The organism is Duganella sp. BJB1802, from assembly GCF_013369445.1.
In the GTDB taxonomy this organism is placed as follows: Bacteria; Pseudomonadota; Gammaproteobacteria; order Burkholderiales; family Burkholderiaceae_D; genus Rugamonas; species Rugamonas vulcania_A.
The window spans coordinates 1-23,654 of the sequence record NZ_JABWEF010000028.1; the positions used below are offsets into that span (position 1 = coordinate 1).

The 23,654-nt window shown below is 67.8% G+C and carries 20 protein-coding genes; 12 read left to right on the plus strand and 8 right to left on the minus strand.

The genetic code is table 11. The annotated features are described in order from the left end of the window. Window positions 1-1,342 (plus strand): methyl-accepting chemotaxis protein (locus HUX88_RS29705; protein ID WP_176364083.1); only part of this gene is annotated, 1,342 nt, incomplete at its 5' end. A gap of 6 nt (window positions 1,343-1,348) precedes the next feature. On the opposite strand, the gene HUX88_RS29710 is transcribed toward HUX88_RS29705, so the two are convergent. The 3 genes from HUX88_RS29710 to HUX88_RS29720 form a co-directional block, all read right to left on the minus strand. Beyond that, the gene (locus tag HUX88_RS29710; protein ID WP_176364084.1) at window positions 1,349-2,038 is read right to left on the minus strand and encodes a ribonuclease HI family protein; all 690 of its coding nucleotides are present in this window, start codon (window positions 2,036-2,038) and stop codon (window positions 1,349-1,351) included. Beyond that, entirely contained in the window at window positions 2,038-2,781 is a 744-nt protein-coding gene (locus HUX88_RS33215; RefSeq protein ID WP_117010554.1) for a YXWGXW repeat-containing protein, read from the minus strand. The genes HUX88_RS29710 and HUX88_RS33215 overlap by 1 nt, the downstream gene beginning before the upstream one ends. 240 nt (window positions 2,782-3,021) lie before the next feature. Next, window positions 3,022-3,276 (minus strand): hypothetical protein, encoded by a 255-nt coding sequence (locus HUX88_RS29720; protein ID WP_176364085.1) that lies wholly within the window; start codon window positions 3,274-3,276, stop codon window positions 3,022-3,024. 212 nt (window positions 3,277-3,488) lie between these two features. On the opposite strand from HUX88_RS29720, the gene HUX88_RS29725 reads away from it, so the two are divergent. From HUX88_RS29725 to HUX88_RS29760, 8 genes are all read left to right on the plus strand, one after another. Then, window positions 3,489-6,857, plus strand: a complete 3,369-nt coding sequence (locus tag HUX88_RS29725) for a penicillin-binding transpeptidase domain-containing protein (RefSeq protein ID WP_176364086.1) — start codon at window positions 3,489-3,491, stop codon at window positions 6,855-6,857. A gap of 100 nt (window positions 6,858-6,957) precedes the next feature. After that, window positions 6,958-8,286 carry a hypothetical protein gene (locus HUX88_RS29730; RefSeq protein WP_176364087.1) on the plus strand — a complete coding sequence of 443 codons (1,329 nt, stop codon included), beginning with the start codon at window positions 6,958-6,960 and terminating at the stop codon, window positions 8,284-8,286. Between the two features lie 11 nt (window positions 8,287-8,297). Beyond that, window positions 8,298-8,879, plus strand: a complete 582-nt coding sequence (locus HUX88_RS29735) for a hypothetical protein (RefSeq protein WP_307720803.1) — start codon at window positions 8,298-8,300, stop codon at window positions 8,877-8,879. A 3-nt stretch (window positions 8,880-8,882) separates the two neighbouring features. Beyond that, on the plus strand, window positions 8,883-10,025 hold the full coding sequence (locus HUX88_RS29740; protein ID WP_117010141.1) for a hypothetical protein: 1,143 nt from the start codon (window positions 8,883-8,885) through the stop codon (window positions 10,023-10,025). Continuing rightward, a complete protein-coding gene (locus HUX88_RS29745) occupies window positions 10,022-11,044 on the plus strand; it encodes a hypothetical protein (protein WP_176364088.1) in 1,023 nt (340 codons plus the stop codon). Before HUX88_RS29740 ends, HUX88_RS29745 begins: the two co-directional genes overlap by 4 nt. A 100-nt stretch (window positions 11,045-11,144) precedes the next feature. Beyond that, complete coding sequence (locus HUX88_RS29750; RefSeq protein ID WP_176364089.1) at window positions 11,145-13,406, plus strand: hypothetical protein; 2,262 nt, start codon at window positions 11,145-11,147, stop codon at window positions 13,404-13,406. 34 nt (window positions 13,407-13,440) lie between these two features. Beyond that, complete coding sequence (locus HUX88_RS29755; protein WP_176364090.1) at window positions 13,441-15,747, plus strand: SUMF1/EgtB/PvdO family nonheme iron enzyme; 2,307 nt, start codon at window positions 13,441-13,443, stop codon at window positions 15,745-15,747. Window positions 15,748-15,801: 54 nt separating this feature from the next. Then, window positions 15,802-16,146, plus strand: a complete 345-nt coding sequence (locus HUX88_RS29760; protein WP_117010145.1) for a zinc ribbon domain-containing protein YjdM — start codon at window positions 15,802-15,804, stop codon at window positions 16,144-16,146. Here the strand turns inward: HUX88_RS29760 and HUX88_RS29765 are convergent, their stop codons facing one another. Further along, entirely contained in the window at window positions 16,147-17,031 is an 885-nt protein-coding gene (locus HUX88_RS29765) for a LysR substrate-binding domain-containing protein (RefSeq protein WP_176364091.1), read from the minus strand. A gap of 104 nt (window positions 17,032-17,135) precedes the next feature. Between HUX88_RS29765 and HUX88_RS29770 the strand changes: the two genes are divergently transcribed. From HUX88_RS29770 to HUX88_RS29780, 3 genes are all read left to right on the plus strand, one after another. Continuing rightward, entirely contained in the window at window positions 17,136-17,423 is a 288-nt protein-coding gene (locus tag HUX88_RS29770; protein ID WP_176364092.1) for a DUF1330 domain-containing protein, read from the plus strand. Between the two features lie 77 nt (window positions 17,424-17,500). Beyond that, window positions 17,501-17,899, plus strand: a complete 399-nt coding sequence (locus HUX88_RS29775) for an OsmC family protein (protein ID WP_117010147.1) — start codon at window positions 17,501-17,503, stop codon at window positions 17,897-17,899. Window positions 17,900-17,903: 4 nt separating this feature from the next. After that, a complete protein-coding gene (locus tag HUX88_RS29780) occupies window positions 17,904-18,782 on the plus strand; it encodes a pirin family protein (RefSeq protein ID WP_176364093.1) in 879 nt (292 codons plus the stop codon). 10 nt (window positions 18,783-18,792) lie between these two features. Here the strand turns inward: HUX88_RS29780 and HUX88_RS29785 are convergent, their stop codons facing one another. From HUX88_RS29785 to HUX88_RS29800, 4 genes are all read right to left on the minus strand, one after another. Continuing rightward, entirely contained in the window at window positions 18,793-20,328 is a 1,536-nt protein-coding gene (locus tag HUX88_RS29785; RefSeq protein ID WP_229219613.1) for an FHA domain-containing protein, read from the minus strand. 137 nt (window positions 20,329-20,465) lie between these two features. Next, on the minus strand, window positions 20,466-21,476 hold the full coding sequence (locus HUX88_RS29790; protein WP_176364094.1) for a PP2C family serine/threonine-protein phosphatase: 1,011 nt from the start codon (window positions 21,474-21,476) through the stop codon (window positions 20,466-20,468). An 83-nt stretch (window positions 21,477-21,559) separates the two neighbouring features. Continuing rightward, a complete protein-coding gene (locus HUX88_RS29795) occupies window positions 21,560-22,075 on the minus strand; it encodes an SH3 domain-containing protein (RefSeq protein WP_176364095.1) in 516 nt (171 codons plus the stop codon). A gap of 17 nt (window positions 22,076-22,092) precedes the next feature. Continuing rightward, window positions 22,093-23,652, minus strand: a complete 1,560-nt coding sequence (locus HUX88_RS29800) for a hypothetical protein (RefSeq protein ID WP_176364096.1) — start codon at window positions 23,650-23,652, stop codon at window positions 22,093-22,095. Window positions 23,653-23,654 lie beyond the last annotated feature (2 nt).

The following is a 23,654-nucleotide window of genomic DNA, read 5'->3' on the forward strand; positions in this document are numbered from 1 at the left end:
CTCGGCGGAGTACCAGAAGAAGGTGGAGGCCCTGATCGTCGATGCCGACGAGATGGAGCTGTTCAAGCGCATCGGCGAGCAGCGCAAGATCTATCTGTCGTCGCGCGACCAGTTGAACAAGCTGAAAAGCGCCGGCGATCCAGAAGGGGCCGAGAAAATCTTCACCACCGTGTTCGTTCCGGGCTCCACCAGCTATCTGGCTCTGATGCAGGAACTGCTGAAGATGCAGCGCGCGAAAATCGACGCCACCGCCGTCCGCATCGACGAAGTGGCCGACAGCAGCCGCAATCTGCTGTATGCGCTGGCCGTGCTGGTACTGGCCTTCGGCGTTGTCAGTTCGTGGTTGCTGACCACCGGTATCACCGTGCCGCTGCGGCAGGCGGTGACGGCGGCGCGCCGCGTCGCCGGCGGCGACCTGACCGGCCATATCGACGACAGCGCACGCGACGAAACCGGCCAGCTGCTGACCGCGTTGAAGGAGATGAACGCCAGCCTGCTGGGCATCGTCACCGAAGTGCGCAACGGTACCGACCATATCACCACCTCGTCGAGCGAGATCGCGGCGGGCAACCAGGACCTGTCGCGCCGCACCGAGCAGCAGGCGGGCGCGCTGGAGGAAACCGCGTCCTCGATGGAGGAGTTGACGTCGACCGTGAAGCACAACGCCGACAACGCGCGCCAAGCCAACCAGCTGGCGGCATCGGCCGCGCAGGTGGCGGTGAAGGGCGGGCAGGTGGTGTCGCAGGTGGTCGATACGATGGATTCGATCAACCAGTCGTCGCGCAAGATCGTGGACATCATCGCGGTCATCGACGGCATCGCGTTCCAGACCAATATCCTGGCGCTGAACGCGGCGGTGGAAGCCGCGCGAGCCGGCGAGCAGGGGCGCGGTTTCGCGGTCGTGGCGACCGAGGTGCGCAACCTGGCGCAGCGCAGCGCCTCGGCGGCCAAGGAGATCAAGGAATTGATCGGCGACTCGGTGGAGAAGGTCAACCAGGGCAGCAAGCTGGTGGCCGATGCCGGTTCGACGATGGACGAAATCGTCAGCAGCGTGCATCGCGTCAGCGACATCATCACCGAGATCACCGCAGCCAGCAACGAACAGAGTGCCGGCATCAACGAGGTGTATCAGGCCATCGGTGCGATGGATGGCGTGACGCAGCAGAATGCGGCGTTGGTGGAGCAGGCCGCCGCGGCGGCCGAATCGATGCAGCAGCAAGCGGCGGCGCTGGCGCAGGCCGTCAGTGTGTTCAAGGTCGAGGGATCGGCCTCGCGTTCGCGCGCCACGCCGGCGCGTGCAACGGCTGGCCGTTCGGCGCTGCGCCTGACCAGCACCGCCTGAAGCACGTCATTCCTGCGCAGGCGATCCCTCGATCGCCTGCTGCGACAGACGATCCGCGTCGCCGTTGCGGTGGCGCGGAACCCAGCGCAGGCTCACATCGCCCAGCGGCTCCAGCAACGCCATCACGCGCAGCCGATGCGCCTCCAGCCCTTTCGCACCACGGCCTGCGGCCACCGCCTGCGCACTCAGGTTCACATCGTTGACCACCACCTGGCTATCGCCATGCACCACCAAGCCGATGGCGCCGAGCCGCCCGGCAGCCTCCAGCAAAGCCGTCAACGCCAGGTATTCCGCCTCGCCGCTATTGCCGTGGCCCGCGCGGCGGCTGATCTCCACCCGCTCGCCACCCGGCCCGCATAACAGCGCGCCGATGCCGATCTGCCCCGGATTCGGATGCGCCGAACCGTCGAACCATCCACGCCAGCCGTCGGCGGCCGGCCGCATGCGCGCGGTACGCTGCTCCAGCAGCCGCGCCTTCTCCGCGATCCTTGCCGAACGCCGTTCTTGCTCGCGCTGACGCAATGCCTCGCGCCCGGCCAGCAGCACCGGCAGGCCTTGCGCGCCGGCCGCTTGCGTCAACACCTCATGCAGCGCCTGCGCCTCGCTCACGTTGGAACGCGCCGCCAGACGACGAGCGGCCACGCGCTCGCCCTTGTAGGCGGCCGTGGCCAATATTTCGAATTCAGTTTCGTTCATCAATCGCGCCGTGGATTGTCCGGATGGCGGTCGTAGCGGTTAGGCACGCCGTCGCCGTCGCGATCATGGTCATAGCGGTTAGGGATGCCGTCGTGGTCCTTGTCGCCACGGCCGTGGCCCCGGTTGTCGTGGCGGTCGTAGCGATTGGGGATGCCATCGTGATCGCGGTCGCCGTAAGGGCCGCGCTCCCAGCGCGCTTCCTCGCGCCACCAGTGGCCTTCGCGTTGAACCCAATGCGGCTGGGCGTACACGTAACCCGGCCGTTCAGCCACCCAGCTACCGCCTATCCATTCATGGCGATTGCCGCGCCAGTCCCAATATCCCGGCGCCCAGATGTAGCCGACGCGCGGGGCCGGCACGCGCTCATAACGTGGCGGCGGCGGGGCGACGGTCACATAGTCCACGCGGCCAGGGCCGGCGTCGACCGTCACCCAGCCGCCGGGACTCAGGCGCCAGTTGCCGCCGTCGCGTATCCATTCGGCGGGGCGATATTGCGCGCCGATGCGCTCCTGCTCCCAGCGGCCTGCCAGCCACACATGGCGATAGCCGTCCCAGTTCCAGTAGCCCGGCGCCCAGACGTAGCCACGGCGCGGAGCGGGAATGCTTTCGAAACGCGGCGGAGGCGGCGCATTGCCGATCACGATGCTGACGCCGACCTGCGCGGACGCGATGGCGGGAGCGAATGCTGCGGCGCTCATGGCGAGCATGGCGGCGGCGTAAATGGTGTGCGAGCGCTTGATCATGATGTTCTCCGTTTGCGCGTGTTGGTACAACGCTTGAAACGAACTATAGCAAGCGGCGTCTGGGATGACTCCCGAAGATGCAACTTTTTACATCTGACACAAACGCGGATGGTGTTATGTGCGATGGCGCACAGAGGACAGCGAGGCGGGGGCGGTGCGTGAAACGGAGCGAGGCGGGAAAAGGCTTCGCCTGTTACGCGGCATGTCGGAAGCGCGTACAGGCGAAGGGCTTACGGGCCTTCAAATTTTGCTCGCTGCGGTGGTGTCGGCGGCCAGCACGGATTTACCTTCGTCGATCAGCGATTGTTTTTTCTGTTCGGCGCTCAGGCGTTTTGCGCTGACGACGATCACTTGCATGTCCTTCGCGGCAGGCGCGGTGTAGCTGGCTTGCATCGGCGCTGGGGTAGCGGTGTTTTCGTCGAGGACGTAGTTGGCGGCGCAGGCCAGGCCCAGGGTCACGACAAACAGGGCTTCGAAGTTTTTCAGGACGTTCATTTTGCTTCCTTTCGGTGGTTAAAAGTGTGTTTCGATGTGCTCACTTTATGCAAAGGCCCGTCAAGCCGCCACGGGATTGCGACGAGCCGCGCTTTTGGAGGCCCAAAATGCAGATTGGCGCGATAAGGCGGCTGCGCGGCAGTGTTTTCCAGGTCCCTCCGCTAAGGCTGGGCAGATACCGTCCACCAGCCGTCCACTAGCGCGAGGGGCTTATGCCGCGATTCATCACCACCATCCTGCAAGCCTGGGCCGAGCGCCGCCGCGCACGCCGCCGGCAGGCCAATCTGCGTGCAGGCGCGCGCGGCGGCCGGTCGATGCGCCTGGTGCCATCGACGCGCGCCGGGAACCGGCCGGGGGCAGGCGGCACGCCAGCCAGTGCGGTTGGCGGTGCGGCTATCGCGGCGCAGACGCTCGGCCGGCAGCGAGCCATGTGGATCGCCATTGGGGGCGTTTGCGTGCTGGCGGGCGGCGGCATGCTGATCGCCGGCCACGCGCGCCACCTGGCCGCCGCCACGGTCAGCACACCGCAAGCGGTCAACAGCGTGCGTGCGGCCTACGCCTATCAATCCGTGTTGCCGGGCGCCGCCTTCACCGTACCGTCGCAGGCGGGGCTGAGCACCAGCATCCATGCCGGCGGCGCCTTGCTGGTGGCGTCGGGGATGCAAGCCGCGCCGGCGGTGCGCGTGGACTTGTGCAGCCAGATGCGCAGCCCCACCGACGCGCGGCTGCTGCCGCTGCGGCTCGGCTACCGTTTCGATGACGTCAAGCGCTGGGTCCAGCGCAACGAGGAGTCGGACGCCCGGATCTCGCTGCGCAACGTACTGCTGGTGGCCGATGGCGGTGCCGACGCCGTCCCCGAAATACAAATCGAAGGCACCGCCCGCGCGGACTTCGCCGATCCGCTGAGCGAGCCGCTGCAACTGAGCTGGCGCAGCGCGCAAGCCGGCGCGCGCTGGATCAGCGACGCCAGCTTCGGCCAGGTCGAGCAGGGCGCCAGCGGCCAGGTCGCGCTGCGCCAGCAGGGATGGCTGTTGTGGGGCGCCGCGTCGGCGCTGCGCATCGAACGACGCGCCAACGCAATGTGCCCGCAAGCCGGTGAACTGGTGGTGCAGATGTATCGCCTGGCGCCACCTGCCGCAGCCGGCATGCCAGCCGGCGCGCTGGTGGTCGCCTTCCCCGCGCGCGGCAGGGCGGTCGGCACCAATCTCGCGGCGGGATCGTATCAAGTGCCGGCCGCCGCGCCGGCCGCGCTGGAAGACCAGTCGCTGTTCAACGAGCTGCAGGAGCAGGGCCTGGTGCGCCTGACCGCCGCCGGCGCCATCGAACTGGCGCCGCGCGACCTGCCGCAGTGGCAGGCCGCGGGCGCCGCCGAACGCGCCGCCGAGTTGGACAACTGGAAGCAGGTCAAGCCCGGCGCCGCCACGCACAAACTCTTCAAACGCCTTTACTACCAGGCCGACGGCGCCTACGTCCGCCAGCAGATCGACATCTACAACAGCGAACGCCGCCTGCTGGCCTGGCGCGTGAAGGCGCCCGCGGGCCTTGCGCTGGACTGGAGCGCCAGCGCCGGGAGCGACGCCTCGTCCGGCAGCGTGCCGTCGATGGTCGCCACCACCAGCCAGATGCCGGTCGCCGCCTCGCGGCTGTTCGCCTCCCTGCCGCAAGGGTGGCAGCCATGGACCCGCGTGGCCCGCTGGCCGCAAGCGGCCGAAGGGCAGGGGAGCCGCCCCGTGGTGCGCCTCAGCCTCGCGCTGCCACGCGCCGCAGCCGGCGGGGAGATGATGCAGGTGCTGGTGGCCGGCCGTGTCACCGGCACCGTCGGCGCCAGCGCGCAATCGGCGCCGGCCTGCACCGGCCGCGCCTGCGCCAATGCTTCGGACGTCCAGCAACTCACGCTGACCCTGCAAGCGGGGGCGCACAGCGTGCAGCTCATCGCCCAGCCGCTGGACTTCAGCGCGCCGGAGGACCAGAAGTACCGCCACCTGCGCGTCGCCGGCGGCCGCCTGGTGTGGCAGGCGTTGTCGCCCGCCGCAGGCGAAGCCGCACCCGGCGCCCCCCGGCCTGCCGCGCCGTCGCCGGTGCAGCTGGAGGACCGCACCGGCACGCCGCTGTGGGCTGATGGCGCGCCGACGCAGCCCGCCATCGAAGCCGGCCTCGCGCCGTTGCTGGGTGTGAGCGGCGACCATGCGAACAGCGTGGCCGGCATGCTGGCACGCCTGCCGGTATCCGACGCCACCGTCTCGCGCGCATCCGGCGCGGCGGTCGGCGCGCGCTTGACGCTGGACCTGCCGCTGCAAGCCTTGAGCCAGCGCGTGCTGGACTGCATCGGCATGCATCGCGGCCGCTGGGATGGCAAGGCCTGCACCGGCGGCCAGCCCGCGCCGGAAGGCCGCCACGCCGGCTTGGTCATCCTCGACACCGAAACCGGCGACGTGCTGGCCGCCGCCGGCGCCGGCGCGGGCAACGTCGGCGCCGCCAACTGGGCCGAGGTGCGCGACTTCGACCGCACCAGCCCCGCACGCAGCCCACTGCGCCTGCCGGCCCTGCAGCACGACGGCGGAGCGCACCAGAGTCCAGGCTCCACGTTCAAGGTGGTCAGCGCGCTGGGACTGGAGTTGGCCGCACAGCGCGATCCGCAGATCGATGCCCTGTTGGGCGGCATGCCGCTGCCGGCCATCAACCGCCTGGCGCAGCAGCGCGGCTTCGGCTTCCAGACCGACGCCGCCAGCTATCCGCTCAATCCGCGCCTGGCCCACATCACCAACTACCACGAGCAAAGCCTGGACCGCCGTGCGCAGGAGGGCCGCCTGGGACTGGCGCAGGCGCTGACCTACAGCCTCAATACCTGGTTCGCCTGGTCCGGCGAATTGAGCGATCAAAGCCTGTTCGGCCGCGCCGACGGCGGCGCCCCGGACCTGCAGGCGCTGGACGCCGACGCGCTCGACGCGGTGCGCCCCATCGTCGCCGCCGCGCACCGGCTGGGCTTCGAGCAAACGCTGCGCCTGGACGGCGGCCTGCTGCCGGCCGATTTCAACTGGCGCAGCTGGGACGCGCTGCAGGCGACGCCGGCGCACATCGATCCTATCCACACGCGGCACGAGCTGCGGCAGATGTCGATCGGCCTGCGCATGCAGGTCACGCCGCTGCAAATGGCGCTGGCCGCGGCGGCGGTCGGGCAGGGCAAGGTGGTGGCGCCGCGCATGCTGCTCACGCTGGGCCGCACAGACAGCGTGGTGCCGGAGATGAAACCGGTCGGCATTCGCCTCGATCGCATCAGGGCCGGCATGAAGGGCGTGGTCGATGTGGGCACCGGCGCCGGCGCGTTCGGCGGCACGGCGCTGGCCGCAGTGCGGCGTGGCCTGTACGGCAAGACCGGCACCGCGCCCAGCGGCGACGACACGGCCACCGTCTGGTTCACCGGTTGGCTGGAGCCGGGCACCTTGCCCGGCCAGACGCACCGGCTGGCGATGGCGGCCTTTGCCAGCCACTCCGACGCCACCGGCGGCGAACACGCGGCGCCGGTGCTGGCGGCGGTGCTGTCCACGCTGGCGGCGCAGAACCGCGAACAGAAGGGGAAATAGGCTTGTAAACGGGATAATGAAATCGCCGCTTTTATGGCATGATTTTGAGGCGTCCGCCATAGCGCGCCCATTTTCGTTTTTCTATTATTGACAGGACTGTATGCGCTTGCCAGGAACCCGGTATCAGGAGCACGGCTGGGAACAAGTGCGCAAGTTGTTGGGACACTGTTCGTTGCAGGCGTTCCGGCGGCTTGAGATGCACCAGATAGTCGACGCGGGACAGCACGCCGCGCTGCTCGACTGCTACACCGACGCGGTGGCTGCGGCGCTGCGCGCGGGCGCGCGCTCGGCCCGCGCCGAGGCCGAAGGCAACAGCTACGGCGACAGCGTCTACGAACTGTCGCTTAGCCTGTTGTTCGAGTTGCAGGCGCAGCCCGCGTTCTGGCTGGCGTTCGCCGCCGCCGTCGCCGCCGAGCATGCGCGCAGCGGCGCCTTCTGGCTCGACGCCGCCGCCGAAGGCGTGATGCGCAAGAAGGTCAACGACATGTATGCCGGCCTGCGCGACAAGGTCGACGCCGACAACTATATCGTGACCACGGGCCGCGATTGCTCGCCCAACAAAATCTATACATACCGTATGCTCGATACCGCCTATCGCGAGATCGCCAGCCTGTTCGCGGACTGGTGCCAGCACGCGGAGCAGGTGGGCGCCATCCTCGGACGTGCGATCGAAGGCTGCCCGATCGAGACGCGGCAGATGAAGTCCATCGGCGGCTGCAAGGCGGAATGGATTATCCGCTGGAGCGAGTCGCAGGAGCGTTATGCCGGCTCGCCCGGGCCGCTGCACACCAAGTCCAAGCGTTTCGCCAGCCTGAAAAACAGTCCTGAAAAGATCGCGGCGATGCTGGCGGAAATCGGCGACTATGAGGAACTGTCCGCCAATATGGACCGTGCCGACGACTGGTCGGGCGACGCCGGCGAGGCGGCCCTGTGGCTGGAAGACTACTGGCGCGTGATCGGCGAGTCCGAACAGGGCGAGACGCAGGACGATGACCGCATCCTGCCCGAGCCGGCGGAGGACCGCGAAGCCGATCCTTCGGATGATGTGCCGGACGATTCGGCGAACGGCGCCGCTGGGCCGGAACCCGAGTTCAAGGCGCACGACCTGGCAGTGGAACAGTCGCTGGCCGGCGCGCTTTCCCTGCCCCCCCGCTATCTGGAATTGGCGCGGGCCGCGCAGGAAGCCGGCAGTTGGGCGTTGCGCATCCTGGGCAGCGAATCGCTGCCGATCCGGCTGGCCGTGTACCAAAAACTGCTGGGCGCAGCCGACGACACCTACCCGGAAGCTTGGCTGGACCCGGCCACCGGAGAGCTGCCAACCCTGCAACAGCTGGCGGCGCTGGACCAGATTTCGATGCCGACGCTGCGCAAGCGCCGCAACGAAGCGATCGACAAGCTGTACGCGGCCAACCCCGCGCCGGAGAAATGAAGGAGAACGAATTGAAATCCGCACAAGATGAGCAGGACGCACGGCTGCGCGAGCGCGCGCTGTTGGCCCGCGCCGTGCCGGGCGACCGCCTGATGCTGGCCGACGCCACGCTGTTGGCGGCGCTGGACGGCAGCCGCGTGCTGACGCCGAACGAGCGGCAAGCGCTGTCCGCATCGCCGTTGACGCTGCGGCGCTTTCGCCAACTGTCGCTGGAGCGGCAGGCGTCGGGGCGCTCGCCGCAGGCCGCCAACGATCCGGTGTGGAGCGGCAGCGGCGGCATGCTGCGCGCGGCCGCCAGCGCCGCCGCGTTGGAATCGCTGGTCACCGACGATGGTTGCTGGACGCTGCACTTCCTGCCGCAGGGCGAGGGCTGGCAGGTGATTCTCAGCCTGTCGGCCGAGGCGCCGTTCGCCGCCCGCCTGCTGCGCGAGCATGTGATGGTGCGCGTGATCGACGGTGGCGGGGCGATCGTCCTGCAGGGCCGGTTGGACTTGGACGGCGAATGCGAATGCGGCTGGCCCTTCGCCACCGCACCGGCGCGGCACTTCCAGATGTACGGCGCGGGCTTTGCCGTCGAACCGGTGACGCCTTAGACCATGGGCATATTTTCCCGGCGCCGCAAGCCAGCCATCGACATCGATGGACTGGGAGTCACGCTCGTCGCGCTTCGGCTCGATGCGGGCGACTCCGCGCCGGTTGGCAGCACGGTGGTGGTCTTCAACGCCGGCGGCCATGCGCGCCGCGCGCCCGCAGGGAAGGTGGCCTGCGAGCAGGGCGAGACGGTGCTGTGCTTTCATCCGGGTCCGTACACGGTGCATCTGGCGCCATTCGCCTCGGCGCCGGAGTGGGGGCTGCGGCTGCGGTTCGTGGTCGACGCGGCCAATCCGCGCGTGACGCAGCAGCGTTTCGACCTGTATTTGTACAGCGAGATGGCGGGGCGACTGGAATTGGAGACGCTGCGCGCGGCTGCGCAAGCGGCGCTGCAAACGGAGTTGGCGCAAGGCGCATTGGATCTGCCGCCATGCACGACGATGGACGAGTGGCACGCATTCCGCGCCGGCCTGAATCAACTGATGTACACGCGTTTCGGCTTGACCGTGGACGACTGCGTGCCGGTGGATCTCGGCGACCAGGTCGACTACGCCGAAGTGCTGAAAGCCCGCGCCGCAGTCGAAGCGGCTGTCGCGCCGCCGCCCGTGGAGAATTCCGGCGCCTCGTCCGCGCAAACGCCGCGTACCGCCGCGCCAGTGGCGCAGGCCTCGCAACAGGATGTCGCGTCCACGCTGTCCGCGCATGTGCAGCGCAACGCCACGGCTGCGACGCCAACCGCCCGGCAGGACGCCTTCGCCCTGCGGCGCCTCTTCATCGAACTCCCCAGCCTTGCCAGCGAACTGCGCGTGCTAGTCCTGCCGGACGGTCTGCAAAACTTCCAACAGCACCAAGCCTTGCTGCTGCGCCTCGGCATGGCCGCGCTGAACGTCAACACCATGCCGGCACTGGCCTGGGCCGCGCCCGACCAGCCGCTTGCGCCCGAAGAACAAGCCCGCCGCACCGTCCAAACCCTGCTGGCGGTCCAGGCGCTGGACGAAGCCTGGGCGCTGCTGGCCCGCTTCCAGCGCGCCGATCACGCGCAATGGCCTGCATTGCTGGAAGACGCGGACCGCATCTGCGCCAACCTGGAAACCGGCCTGGCCTTCCGCCGCGCCCCGCATGCGCCCCGCGCCGAGCCATCGCTATGAGCACACTGTCCGCCGCCACCGTGCCCACCAACGCCGAATGCCGCAGCATGCTGTCGGACGGCCGCGTGCTGACGATCACCGCCAGCCGCCGCCCGCGCGCCAACCGTGCCGACGTCAAATGCACCGTCGCCGGCGCCCCGGCCATCGCGGAGCGGATGCAGGAAGTGGTGCGCCTGGCCCGCCACACCGAAGTGCGTCTCGACAGCCGCGACCAGGTCGTCCTCAGCATGGACATCGCCCCCGGCGCGGCGGACCGCGACTGGGAATTGGCCGCCGTGCTGGCCGATCGCATGGTGCGCGGCGTGTATCAGCCGATGCACGCCGGTTGCGAACACGCGCAAGGATGGTCCGACGCGTGGCACCTTGGCCGCGTCCACGGCACCATCGGCGACGGCGCGGCAAGCACGTTGCACATCACCCACCTCGGCGCCCTGAGCGGACACGCCGATCCATCGTCGGGTGTGTCCACTGTGCGCGCATGGTTTCCGCTGCACAGCGGCGGCATCAACGACAGCCTCGCATGGGTGGAGGTCAGCGTCTTTGCAATCGAAAGCCCCAAGGACGGCCAGGCCGCGACAAGCGAGGAAGACACCATCGCCGCACCGGGCCTGGACCTGAGCGCCCAACAGGAAGTACGCCAGACCCTGGCCGGCGCCCGCCACTTCGACGCCAAGGGCCTGGGGCGTTGGCGCAGCGTGGTGCGCTTTGGCCAGCCGCGCTTCCAGGGCGGATCATACCAACTGGCGCTGGTGATGGCCGACCGGCTCGCGCGGGGCCGCGAGTTCGTGCCGCGTGGGCGCATCATTGCCACCGGCTGTTCCAGCGCCTGGCATGCCGGCCGCGTCGACACGGTCGAAGGCCGCCAGCCCAAGCTGGAATTAATATTAATGCAAGCATCCGCTGGCGACCGCATCCTACTGCCCAAGGCTTGGGAGCCCGAACTGCCGGCCGGGTTTGCGGCTGAGCTGCGCCAAAGAGGCGCCAGCCTGGCCTGTATCGAGCGGATCGGCATGATTTAGCGCATCGCGGTATCGTGCGCAAGAATGAAATCGGGCCTGCCCTGCTAAAATCGCCGCATGGCAGGGCGGCCCGGAAGATGAATCGAAGAAGGAGTCTGACATGTTCCAAATGTTTGGTTTTGGCGGCGTTAAATGCCCGCGCTGCGAGCACAAAAACGACGACCAGTCGGGCTACTGCAAGCATTGCGGCTTGACCCTGGGCGCCCCGCGCAACGAGCCGGTGCTGCGCGATAACCGCTGGATCCCTGGCGACGATGAACTGGCCGTGTACTTCGGTGTGAGCGCCTTGTCCGGCATCTTTACCAAAACGCTGCGCGTGCCGGCCACCTCGCGCGCCTACATCCTGCAGGCGGACAAAGCCACCGAGGTGCCGCAGGGCGAGTACGAGATCGAAGGCTTCTTCACCCGCCTGAATCACCTGCTGCGCAACCAGAACGCGGAAATCCTGATCACCCGCAGCGCCGCGCTGCCGGTGGAGTTTTCCTTCGCCGACCTGCAAACGGCGGAACATCTGAAGGTGTCGGCCCGCTTCACGGTCGCGATCCGCATCGAGAACGTGCCGGCCTTCGCCCAGCACTTCATGACCGTGCCGGGCACCGTCAGCACGCAGCACCTGCACGACCTGCTTGGCCCCTCGGTGCATCAGGTGGCGGCGGAATTCGTCGGCAGCCGTTCGATGCGCGACATGGCCCACAACGCCGACCTGCGCCTGCAACTGGACGAGCGCCTGCAGGCCGCGCTGAAGCTGCGCCTGGCCGCCTACGGCCTGGCCGTCGACCGCGTGGAGACCGCCGCGCTGCGCCACGACAAATTCGACCACAACCGCGAACGCATCGGCACCCTGTGGCTGGTGGCGGACGAGCGCCATGTGCAGCTGGAGCACACCAAACAGCTGGACCAGATCTACGACGAGGAGGAATGGCAGGCCATCTGGCGCGAAGAGCAGAAGATGCGCTCCGAGCTGCGCCGCGCCGAGTTGCGCCAGGACGCCGCCGTCGACAAGGCGGAGCTCACGTTCAAGGAGTCCGAGCGCATGCAGGCATTGCGCGCGCGCGAAGTGGACCTGTACAGCCGCGTGATGGAAGCGAAGACCCGCAAGGTCGCCGTCGACAAGGGTGCCGGCACCGTGTTGGCCGATCTGGAACATGAGCTTGCGAAGAACAAATCGCACCGCGCCGGCGAGCAGGCCGACTGGGAGCACGTGCGCCATCTGGCCCAGATCAAGATGCGTACCGAGCTCGAAGTGCTGCAGCAGACCGCCGCCGAACAGCGCCAGTTGGCGCAACAGCGCCTGTCGCACCAGCTGCGCCAGCAGGCCATCGAGAACCAGATGGCGCAGGCGCTGCTGATCGAGGACGAAGCGCATCGTCGCAACGAACTGACCGCGCTGCGCCAGCGCGAGAAGGCGGAAAAAGAACGCGAGCTGCAAATCGAGGCCGAGGGCCACAATGAGCGCATCCAGGGCATGACCCTGGCCGCCGCCGCGCGCCGGCGCGAGGCCGAGCGCGTGCAGGAGTGGGAAGACCAGCTGCAACTGGCCCGCCAGCGCGAACTGCTGCGCGGCGATGCCGTCAAGGACGCCGCCAACGCCGTACAAGTGGCGGAGATCAACCAGAAGATCGAGGAGCTGAAGCGCGCCGGCGCGCAGGCCGATTCCGTCGCCCAGTACGAAAAGCTGTTGCGCACCATCGAAGCCGACGGTGTGCACCAGCGCCAGAACCTGGCCGTGAACAAGCAGGCCATGCTCGACCAGCTGGAGGTCGAGGAGCAGCGCCAGATCCTCAAGCAGAAGGAACAGGAGGCCCAGTGGCAGCGGGACCTGAAAAAGCTGGAGCACGAGCGCGACGAGAAGTTCGCGCGGTGGAAGGGGGAGTACGATGTGCTGCTGGCGCAGCAGTCGCACGAACTGGCGCGCATCGAAACCATCGGACGCTTGAGCGATACCGGCAAGGTGGCCACGGCCGCCGCGCCGAACGCCGAGGCGCTGACGCAGATCATGAAGCTGCAGATCCAGGGCGGCATGACGGCCGAGCAGATACAGGCGCTGGCGCATGTGGTGGCGGCCGAACATGGCGTCACGCCGGCGGAAGCCGCTCAACTGGCGCACGCGCGGGTGCTGGAGGAGCGCGCGCACCGCGACGCCGAAATGGACAAGGACCGCCGTCACCAGCTCGACCTGTTGAACGTGCAGAACACCGCCAGTGCCAGCGCGCTGACCACGCAGAGCCAGTTGGGCATCGGCGTGGCGCAAGCTGGTGCTCCCACGCCGGCGCCGGTGCGCTACTGCGCCAATGGCCATCCGACGCGGGCCGGCCACCCGCTGGACAAATTCTGCGCCCAATGCGGCGTGCCTTTAGCTTGAACAGTTTGAAGCAGGAACGGTTACACTTCGCTTAATGATGCAAACAGCAAGAGACAAGATCCGCGAACTGCGGGCCTTACATGATGACGGTCTACTGAGCTTGCAGGAGTTCGACCGCCGCAAGAACGCCATCCTGGACGCGGAGTACGCGCCACCGGGAGGCGGTGTCACGGCCCCACCACCAGTGCGGCAGGGGACGGAGCTGGGGCTGATGTCCGGCCAGGAGATCGGCCCGCAGAACCGCCGCTACCGGCTGGAGCACCTGATCGGCATGGGCGGCATGGGGCAGGTGTGGCAGGCGACCGACCTGGCCACCCACGCGGAACTGGGCCACAGCGACATGGTGGCCTTGAAGATCCTGCCGCCGCAGCTGACACAAAGCGCCACCCACGCCAAGCTGCTGATCGAAGAAGCGACGCAGGCGCGCAAGCTGGCGCACGAAAATATCGTCCGCGTTTATGAATGGGCGCAGGACCCGGCCACCTCCAGCTATTTCATCATCATGGAATACCTGGAAGGCCAGGATCTCGACGCCTACCTGGCGGCGCAAGGCCCGCTGCCGCTGGACACCGTCTACCGCCTGCTGGCCCCGGTGGGCGACGCCTTGCAATACGCATGGGACAAGCACAAGCTGGTCCACCGCGACATCAAGCCCGGCAACGTGTTCCTGACCCAGCGTGGCGAGATCAAGCTGCTGGACTTCGGCATCGCTTCGCGCGCGCGCAGCGCCGGCAGCAGCCTCGGTTTGCAGACGCCCAATGCCGGCACGGTCGGCTATCGCGCGCCGGAGGCGGGCACGCATCAGCGCCAGCCCGCGCCCAAGCTGGATGTCTACGCCGTCGCCGTGATGATCTACCAGCTGCTGGAAGGCCGCATGCCGTTCGACGACATGCGCCCGGCCGACTTCCATCCATCGCCGCCGCAGGGGCTCAATCCCGCCCAGTGGAAGGTGCTGCAAAACGGCTTCGCCTACGCACAAGAGCGCCGCCCGGCATCGGTCAACGAACTGCTGGCGGAGCTGCACCGCGCCGCCGGCCCGAGCGAAGAGGAACTGGCCGCGCAGGCCAGGCTGGCGCAGGAGCGCGAGCAGCAGCGCAAGTCCGAACAAACCGCCCACGCCGATGCCAAGGCCGCGCAGGCGGAGCAGGCGCGCGCCGCCGAGGTGAAGCGCCAGGCGCAAGTGGCCGAGTTGGCGGCCCGCCGCCAGGCCGAGGCACAGGCGGCTGCGGCGGAAAAGGCAAAGCTGGACCAGCAGCGCCGCGCGTTGGAAATCAAACAGCGCGCCGAGGCGGAAGCCGCCGCGCAGGCGCGCAAGCAGGCCTTGCGCGAGCAGTTGCAGGCGCGCCGCGACGCCGACGCGAAGAAGGCCCGCGACGAGCGCGAGGAACAGCAACGCAAGGCCACGCAGCTGAAAGCGGAAGCGGCCTATCGCGCCGAGCAGGAACGCCATCGCAGGCAGCAGGCCGAACGCAACGCCGCCGAACTGGCCGCGCTGATGCCCACGCCGGGCAGCCCGGTCGCCGACGCCAACGGCGTGCTGCGCGACCGCTTCCTCGACGGCACCGGCGTCGGCCCCGACCTGGTGCTGATCCCGACCGGCCGGTTCCAGATGGGATCACACGAACATGAGCAGGCGGCGGCCATCAAGGCCGGCGCGCAGAAAAACTGGCTAGACCGCGAAACCCCGCAGCATTGGGTCGGCATCGAGCATTCGTTTGCGATGGGGCGCTCGCCCGTCACGGTCGGGCAATGGCGGCAGTTCGTGCGCGCCACCGGCTGGGAGTCGCAATCGGACACCGACTGGCGCGCGCCCGGCTTCGCGCAGACCGACGAGCATCCGGTGGTCGGCGTCAGCTGGGTCGATGCGCAGCAGTACCTGCGCTGGCTGTCGGAGAAGACCGGCCAGTTGTACCGCCTACCCAGCGAGGCGGAATGGGAATACGCCTGCCGCGCCGGCACCAAGACCGCCTTCAGCTTCGGCGACACCATCACCACCGAGCAGGCCAACTACGACGGCCACTACACCTACAACGGCAGTCCGCGCGGCGCCTATCTGCAGGGGACCAACAAGGCCGGCACCTTCCAGCCCAATCCCTGGGGCCTGTTCGACATGCACGGCAACGTGTGGGAGTGGACGCAGGATGTGGTGCACGATAACTACGCCGGCGCGCCGGTCGACGGCAGCGCGTGGGAGGAGGGCGGCGATCCGGTGCGGCGCATCCTGCGCGGCGGTTCGTGGCTCTACAACCCGCGCTACCTGCGGTCCGCGGTGCGCAACGGCTTCTCGGCGGTTCTGGCTAACGACATCGTCGGCTTCAGAGTGGCGCGAAAATTGGTCTAACTACGGTCAAGCGCTGGTATAATGCTGCCTTCTTCAAAACACCAGGACCGTACAATGAGCACCTTGCCACCATGCCCGAAATGTAATTCTGAATTCACCTACGAAGACGGCACCCAGCTGGTATGCCCGGAGTGCGCCCACGAGTGGAGCGCCACCGCTGCGGAAGCCGCTGAAGAAGGCGCCAAGGTGTATCGCGACTCCGTCGGTAACATCCTGCAGGACGGCGATACTGTGACCGTGATCAAGGATTTGAAATTGAAGGGCGGCGGCGGCACCGTCAAAGTGGGCACCAAGGTCAAAAATATTCGCCTGGTCGACAGCGACCACGATATCGACTGCAAGATCGACGGCTTCGGCGCCATGAGCCTGAAAACCGAGTTCGTTCGCAAAGTCGTGTAATCATCCCAGCCGCTCCAGCGCAAAGTCCACGAAGCTGCGGACCTTGGCGCTGGGACGCGCTTCCGGCCTGCGCAGGATGTGCATGGGCCGCGACGGCAGTTCCCACTTCGGCAGCAGCCGCACCAGTTTTCCCTCCGCCAGCGCAGGCTCCAGCAGCACGTCCGCCTGCATCGCCACGCCCATGTCCGCGATCGCGGCCGTCACCAGCGACATCCCCGTATTGCTGACGAACGAGCTGCGTACCGGCACCTCGATCTCCTGTTCTCCCTTGCGGAAGCGCCACGTCGCATGCGGACGCCAGTCCGAAAACATCAGACAGTCATGCTTTTCCAGGTCCGACGGATGGCGTGGCGTGCCGCGCCTTTTGAGGTAGTTCGGGCTGGCGCAGACCAGCACGCGGCCCGGCCGCAAAGGCCGCGCGATCAAGCCGCTGTCCGCCAGTGTGCCGGAGCGGATCACGACATCGACGCCTTCCTCGGCCATGTCGACCACACGGTTGGTCAGCATCAGGTCAATTTTCACTTGCGGATGCAGCGCCGCGTAGGCGCCGATGACGGGCATCAGCCGATGCTCGCCGTAGGTGGAGGGCGCGGAGATGCGCAGGCTGCCTTGCGGCTCCGCGCGCAGATGTTCGGCCACATGGTCGGCTGCCTCCACGCTGGCCAGCACATCGCGGCAGCGTTCCAGGTAGACCGCGCCGATTTCCGTCAACGATTGCTTGCGCGTGGTGCGCTCGATCAGGCGCGCGCCCAGTTCCTGCTCAAGCGCCTGCACATGCTTGCCGACCATGACCGGGGACATGTTCAGCGCCTGCGCGGCGGCGGCGAAGCTGCGCGCCGTGGCGGCGGCCACGAATACCTGCATGCTGCGGAGTTTGTCGCTCATTTTTATTCGAAAGTAATAGTTACGAGTCTGTGAAATTCTAGCTCATTTATGCTGCGATCACTTCGAATAATAATGGAGCCTCATTCAACAGCAAGGAGGTCATCATGGCAGCATACGCAATCGGCTATCTCACTTTACGCAACTCGGACTGGGTGGCCGAGTACAGCGCGCACATGCCGGCGCTGGCGAAAAAGCACGGCGGCAAGCCGCTGGCGAAAGAGGCGCCCGTGGTGCTCGAAGGTTCGCCGTTGATGTCGGAAACGCAGATCATCGTCGAATTCCCGTCGATGGAGCATGCGCAGGCCTGGTACGACGATCCGGCGCACGCGCCGCTGAAAAAGCTGCGCCAGGGCGGCGCCGATTTTTCGATGGTGCTGCTGAACGGCCTGTGACCCGTTTAGTAGAGGCGGAACCCTGTCAAACGGTGTAGAGTGACGGTTTTGACAATGCCGTTTTCGAGGACCACCGTATGACTATCAAAGTACTGCGCGACCAGTCGCTGCCGATGCGCCACATCGTCCATGTGCGCAATCACATCCTGTCGACCGACGGCTCGGTGGAGGAGGGCGGCAGCGACGCCGGCCCGTCGCCGCACGACCTGTACGACGCGGCGCTGAGCGCCTGCAAGGCCTTGACGGTCGTCTGGTACGCCAAGCGCAAAAACATCCCGCTCGAACATGTGGAAGTGAGCATGGAGCGCGACGCCAGCGAGGAGCGCCAGGGCACGTACCGCCTGGCCGCCACGCTGCACCTGACCGGCAACCTGACCGAGACCCAGCGCGCCGAGCTGCTGGCCGCCGCGCAGAAATGCCCGATCCATAAACTGATGACTTCCGTGACCACCGAAGTCACCACCGTGCTGGGGTAAGAACATGACGATTTCGAATCTGCTCAAGGGCCACGAGAAAGACCTGGGCGGCGGCTTTGTGGTGCGCCGCTATTTGCCGTCCTCCGTCAAGCAGGCGGTGGGACCGTTCATCTTCTTCGACCATTTCGGTCCGGTCGACGTGCCGCTCGACGCCGACCATGACGTGCGTCCGCATCCGCATATCGGCCTGGCCACCGTGACCTATCTGTTCGAAGGCGCGATCGACCACCGCGACAGCATCGGCAGCGTGCAGCGCATCGAACCCGGTGCGATCAACTGGATGACGGCCGGTCGTGGCATCGTCCATTCCGAGCGCACTCCCAAGGATTTGGTCGGCAAGCCGCACCGCACGCACGGCCTGCAGTTGTGGGCCGCGCTGCCGGTCGCGCACGAAGAGGACGAGCCGGGCTTCTGCCACACGCCTGCCGGGGACATTCCCGAGTTCGACGTGGACGGTGCGCGCGTGCGGGTGCTGGTCGGTTCGGCGTTCGGCCAGGCCTCGCCGGTGAAGACCTACAGCCAGACGCTGTACCTGGACGTGACTCTGAAGGCGGGCCACGAGCTGGCGCTGAGCGGCCTGCCGGCCGAGGCGGCGATCTATCCGATCAGCGGCGAGCTGAGTGTCGATGGCGCGGCGCTGGCGCTGCACAACATGGCGCTGCTGGATACGTCCACCGCGCAGCTGATCAAGGCCGGCGCGGATGCGCAGTTCGTGGTGATCGGTGGCGAACCGCTGGACGGCCATCGCTTCATGTCGTGGAACTTCGTCTCGTCGCGCAAGGAGCGCGTGGTGCAGGCGGGCGAGGATTGGGAGGCGCAGCGTTTCGACAAGGTGCCCGGCGAAACCGAGTTCATTCCGCTGCCGGCTAAAAAACCGGCGTAAGCACCTCAACTCAGGCGGTCGACATGGCGTTGGCCGCCACGGTGCTATACAGGTCGTTGGCGTCGGTGCGGATGATCCAGTGTTCCGGATACGGATCGCTGGCGAAGCGGTTGTGGCGCGGGACGCGGCTCAGTTTATCGAGCGGCACGGTCGGCGCCAGCGCGGTTTCCTTGCCGGTCAACTGGTCCAGGTGCCAGAAGCCGCCGTCGCGGTGCAGCAGCAGCGGCAGCGCGGCCGCATGCGGCGCGGCGGCGAAGGACTTGAGCGGATAGCCGGGATGCGTTTCCGGCATCAGCAGGTAGAAGCACTCGGCGTTGGCGCCCTGGTCGATGCGGTGCAGGATCACGCCATGCGGCATGATGGCCGACACCGACAACACCACGATGCCCTTGATGCTGGCGCTTAGCTCGATGCGCATGCCCAGCCGCAGCGCAGTCGGCTTGTGCTTGCCGGGCCAGACGCCGTCCAGCAGCAGGCCATAGCGCGACACGTCCTCGATTTCAAAGCCTTGGCCGGAACGGCGTATCACCGCGTGGCGGCCGGACAGGCGGCGTGTAAGGCCGTTGGTATCCTGGCCGTCGGCGCTGTAGTGGGTCAGCAGCACGTCCGATTCGGGATCGACCAGTTCAAAGCGCCCCAGCACGCATTCCTCCATCGCGAACAAACGGATCTGGCGCTGGGCGCCTGCCTCCGGCGCCGCGTTGACCAGGCAGGCCGCGCGGCTCGGATGCGGATGCATGGCGGCGGCCACCGGCATGTCGATCTCGATCAGGCCCTCGTCCCAGGCGATGGTGGTGAAGCCCATGTCGACCTTGCCGGCCGGCGCGTTCAGGTCCAGATGCGCGATGCCGGCGTTGCGCGCTGTGACGTCGATATCGAGACTGTCGCCGCCCTGCGCGCTGACGCGGGCGATGGAGGCGTCGTCCGCCATCACGCGCACGTTCTTGTGCGTGCTGAGGAAGATGCGGTGGATTTCGGTCAGCGTCGCGTCCAGGCGCGGCACCAGGATGACGAAGGTGCACACCCATTTGCGCGAGGCCAGCGCCGCGTGTTGGCTCAGCAGCTCGATGCTGATCTGGTACTGGCCGTGCTCCTTGCCGCGCGAGGAGAACTCGACGAACACGGGCCGCCATTCGCCGCTGGTGGCGCGCACGAACTGCTGGCGCGCGGCGCCGTTGGGGATCAGGTCGGACTGTACTTGCAGCGTCAGTTGCGGCGCGCAGGCGTCCGGCATGCCGCGCAATTCCATCTTCAGGGTCTGGCGGCCACCGGCGGCGCGCGGGTCGAAGCCGCTGATGTGCAGCTGCGGGCGCTCCGACTGGGCGCGCTGCAGCGGACGGGCGTAGGTGCTGGGTGCTTGGGCGGTGGTGTCGGCAGGGGCGGTGTCCAGCACCGTGCCGGGGACGCCGGAACGGGTGCGGCGCACGGCACTCAGCAGGTCAAAGCTGGAGGGCTCTGCTTGGGCGTGGCCGCCTTCGCAAGCTTGCGCTCCTGGCATGACCCAGTAGGTGCAATGCGGGTGCTGGGCATTACTGCATTTTTTCATGGTGAACCGACCGATGGGATACCCGTCAGTTTATGCGGTTTTCACCTGGTTTGGCAATTCGCCGGCCAATCAAACGATATATTTTTGAGCCATGCCGCGTCGTGGGGCGGCGGCGCAACACCACCGCCTATCAGTTATCAAAAATGCGACGGCATTGATGCGTGCGGGAGTGCCGTTTCGTCAATGTTTTCACCGGGCGCGGGATCGGGGGGCGGCGCGAAGCGCAGCACGATGGCGCTCAGGTTGTCGATGTGGAGCGCGGGCGGCGGATGGTCGGCGTAGTCGTTGAACAGCGCGTCGAGCGCGGCGCCGGCCGAGTGGCCCGGCTGGACCAGCAGCGCCGGCCAGCGCGCGGTCCATTGCAGCGGCCGGCCGCAGGACCAGAAGCCGTCGGTCGCTAGCAGATAGGTAGCGTCCGCGCGCACGGTCAGCAGGCGGCGGTCGGCCAGGCCGCGCAGGAAGGGCGGCAGGTTGGCGGTGCTCAGCGCGAGCAGGCCGTCGTCCAGCACCTGGGGATTGGCGAAGGCGTTGCCGAGGATGTAGGCCTGCGTGATCTGCGGGCGGTGTTCGCCGTGTACCTGCTGCCACCATTCGCGCTCGCCCAGCAGCCCGTGCATGGCGAACGAGGTGGCCGGCACGTGGTCCACCGTGAGCGGCTGCGCGGCTTGCGAGGTGATTTCGTACAACCGCGAATCGCCCACGTGGTACAGCATCGGCGCGGCGCCGGGCGGGATTTCGAGCAGCGTCAGGGTGGTGCCGGGGCGGCGGAAGCTGTCGGCGTCGCCCTCGCTGCGGAATTGATCCTGCAGGCGGGCGTGCAGCGCGTCGAGGCGGGCGCCCAGTTCTTCCAGCGTGGCGCAGGCGGGGACCAGCAACAGGCCGGTGGCCACCGCTTCGGCGGCCTCGCGGCCGTTGCCGTGGCCGCCCATACCGTCCAACACGGCCAGGCGCACGTGGCCGCGCGGCCAGTCGGGCAGGGTGATGCTGTGCGGCGCCTGGTCGCGCAGGAAGACGGCGTGGCCGTTGGCGTCGATGATGAGCAGGTTGTCCTGGTTCTCCGGCACTTGCAGCTTGCTGATGCTGGCGCTGCTGCGGGCGGCGATGTCGAGGTTGGGGCCGAAGTTCTGCGAGTCGGTGATTCGGGTCATCGGTGCGGGCGCCGTGGCGCGAGACATGAAAGGCCACAGCTTAGCCGAAAATAGGCCGGGGCGGGATGGCATGGCCGCCGGCGTCATTCGCCGCTCCGGCGCAGCCACAGGCTGTTGACCCAGCCGGTGTTTTCGTGCCCGGCCACGCTGGTCCTGATCTGCCACCAGTCGCCATTGCGCGCGCCGGTCGGCGTGACGGTGGCGCCGGCCGGCACGGTGATCAGGCGGGCCGCGTGCACGCCGGCCGCCACGCGCAGGTTCAGGTCGCGGTAGACGGCGAAGGGCTGGCCGGCGATCAGCGGCGCCGATGCGAGCGCCGACGCGCGGGCCGCTGCCTCCCTTGCCGCGGCAGCGGCCGTGATGGCGCGCGCTTCGGCAGCGCGGTCCGGCGCGATGGCGGCTTCGCTTTCGCTTTGCCGGCTGTGTACCGCGTACAGTATCAGGCTGCCGAAGCCCCATGCGCCAGCCACCATGATGAGCAGCGTGCGCGCGTTCGGACGGCGCCACCACTGGCGCGGCGTCAGGTAGGCGGCCAGGAACAGGGTGATCACCAGCCCCGCCGCGAAGGCGCCCGCCGCGTAGAGTTTTGCCGTTTCCATGCAGGCTCCTTGTGCGCTCAGGCGTCGAAGCGCAGCACGTAATGGCCCGCCACCAGGTGATGGCCGGTCGGCAGAAGATAGGGCGCGTCGGTGTCGGCATCGCCGATGCTGGCGACGAATTCCATCTTCTCGTTCAAGTGGTACAGGGCCTGCGAGGCGCTCAGGCGGCCGATCTTGTAGCCCTGAGCCGCCGCCTCGAAACTGAAGGCTTCGCGCGAGAGGCCGATGCGGTCGGCGCTGGCGGTGTTGGCGCCGCCGGCGCGCTTGAGGAAGCGCGGCGAATCGAGCAGGCGAAGTGCCGCCAGCATCGGCGAGTTGCGGCCGAAGCTGAAGCGCGCGCCGCTCGCCACCGAGGCGCCGATCGGCTGCACAAGGCAGATCAGGGCGCGGTAGCGGTCGTCCATCTGCGGCGCCGCAGCCAGCACGCGGATGGCTTGCGTGTCGACCGGCGTGAAGGTGGCCGGCGCGGTGATGCGCTGGCGGCCTTCGGCGGTGCAGGCATACAGCTCGTCGGACGCGTCGACGACGAAGCTGATCGCCGGCTTGCCGTCGCTGGACAAGGCCAGTGCGCGGTTGAACGGCAGCTCCATCGCTTGCGCGCCGGTGTCGCGGTAGCGGCTCAGGCGCGGCATGGCCAGCGCCACCAGGCTGACGCGCTGTTGCGACACCGGCGCGTAGGTGGCGTCGCTTTCGCCGGCGTTGTTGGCCGGCTTGTGGCTGACCGGGATGGCCGTCATGTCGGGCGCGGCGCCGTTGTGGGCGCGGCTTTGCCATACCGCCGGCTTGCCGGTGTTGACCGGGGCGATGCTGATGGTGTCCGCCGGCGCGCTGGCTTGCGGGCGCGCCACCGTTGCGGTGCGCGCGATCTTGAGCATCAGGCGCGGGCTGCCGCCCGGTGTTTCGCGGGTGGACTTGATGGTGTAGTAGCCGCTGCGCGGATCGAAGCGGCAGTCATAGGCGTCCTTGGGGCGCATCTGCACGACGGGTGGCGCGTCCGGTCCGTCGTTGATGACGAGGATGGCGCCGTCGGGGCCGAACGGCCAGCCGCTGGCGATGAAGCTCGCTTCGCCGCCTTCGCCGCCGATCAGCGCCAGGCGCTGGTTCGGGTAGATCGGGCAGACCGGGTGCCAGATCGCGCTGTCGCGCGAGACGCTGACGTTGTAGAGGATTTTTTCGTCCGGCGCCGGCAGGTACACGGCGTGGCCGAACTTGACTTCGATTTCGCCCGGCGCCAGCGACGACGTGCCGATCACGTCGTAGCGCACCTGGTCGCCGCCAAGGAGATCGCCGAAGTCCTTCTGGTGCAGCGCCGTCAGCGTCTGCGCCAGGTCGCGGGCGCGGGCGCCCCGGGTCAGGTGGTAGTCGTCGTCGACTTCTTCCTGCGGCAGCATCAGCGTGACGTGGGAGAAGCAGCGCGTGGCGGCGCGGCCCTTGTGTTCGCGCGGGCTGCGCTCCAGCAGGTCGCGCAGCAGCGGGCGGCGCGAGAACAGCGCCAGGCCGGGCGCCTGCCAGATCGCTTCGGCGTTGAAGACGTCGGGAATGCGGCCCAGGACTTGGTGTTGTACATAGATCGGCATGA

What these genes read in the sequence shown, in the direction of transcription:
- HUX88_RS29725 (WP_176364086.1), top strand. Translation starts at nt 3,489, where the DNA reads ATGCCGCGATTCATCACCACCATCCTGCAAGCCTGGGCCGAGCGCCGC.
- HUX88_RS29770 (WP_176364092.1), top strand. Translation starts at nt 17,136, where the DNA reads ATGGCAGCATACGCAATCGGCTATCTCACTTTACGCAACTCGGACTGG.
- HUX88_RS29790 (WP_176364094.1), bottom strand. Translation starts at nt 21,476, where the DNA reads ATGACCCGAATCACCGACTCGCAGAACTTCGGCCCCAACCTCGACATC.
- HUX88_RS29745 (WP_176364088.1), top strand. Translation starts at nt 10,022, where the DNA reads ATGAGCACACTGTCCGCCGCCACCGTGCCCACCAACGCCGAATGCCGC.
- HUX88_RS29730 (WP_176364087.1), top strand. Translation starts at nt 6,958, where the DNA reads ATGCGCTTGCCAGGAACCCGGTATCAGGAGCACGGCTGGGAACAAGTG.
- HUX88_RS29710 (WP_176364084.1), bottom strand. Translation starts at nt 2,038, where the DNA reads ATGAACGAAACTGAATTCGAAATATTGGCCACGGCCGCCTACAAGGGC.
- HUX88_RS29750 (WP_176364089.1), top strand. Translation starts at nt 11,145, where the DNA reads ATGTTCCAAATGTTTGGTTTTGGCGGCGTTAAATGCCCGCGCTGCGAG.
- HUX88_RS29780 (WP_176364093.1), top strand. Translation starts at nt 17,904, where the DNA reads ATGACGATTTCGAATCTGCTCAAGGGCCACGAGAAAGACCTGGGCGGC.
- HUX88_RS29775 (WP_117010147.1), top strand. Translation starts at nt 17,501, where the DNA reads ATGACTATCAAAGTACTGCGCGACCAGTCGCTGCCGATGCGCCACATC.
- HUX88_RS29720 (WP_176364085.1), bottom strand. Translation starts at nt 3,276, where the DNA reads ATGAACGTCCTGAAAAACTTCGAAGCCCTGTTTGTCGTGACCCTGGGC.
- HUX88_RS29755 (WP_176364090.1), top strand. Translation starts at nt 13,441, where the DNA reads ATGATGCAAACAGCAAGAGACAAGATCCGCGAACTGCGGGCCTTACAT.
- HUX88_RS29800 (WP_176364096.1), bottom strand. Translation starts at nt 23,652, where the DNA reads ATGCCGATCTATGTACAACACCAAGTCCTGGGCCGCATTCCCGACGTC.
- HUX88_RS29795 (WP_176364095.1), bottom strand. Translation starts at nt 22,075, where the DNA reads ATGGAAACGGCAAAACTCTACGCGGCGGGCGCCTTCGCGGCGGGGCTG.
- HUX88_RS29765 (WP_176364091.1), bottom strand. Translation starts at nt 17,031, where the DNA reads ATGAGCGACAAACTCCGCAGCATGCAGGTATTCGTGGCCGCCGCCACG.
- HUX88_RS29740 (WP_117010141.1), top strand. Translation starts at nt 8,883, where the DNA reads ATGGGCATATTTTCCCGGCGCCGCAAGCCAGCCATCGACATCGATGGA.
- HUX88_RS29760 (WP_117010145.1), top strand. Translation starts at nt 15,802, where the DNA reads ATGAGCACCTTGCCACCATGCCCGAAATGTAATTCTGAATTCACCTAC.
- HUX88_RS29785 (WP_229219613.1), bottom strand. Translation starts at nt 20,328, where the DNA reads ATGAAAAAATGCAGTAATGCCCAGCACCCGCATTGCACCTACTGGGTC.
- HUX88_RS33215 (WP_117010554.1), bottom strand. Translation starts at nt 2,781, where the DNA reads ATGATCAAGCGCTCGCACACCATTTACGCCGCCGCCATGCTCGCCATG.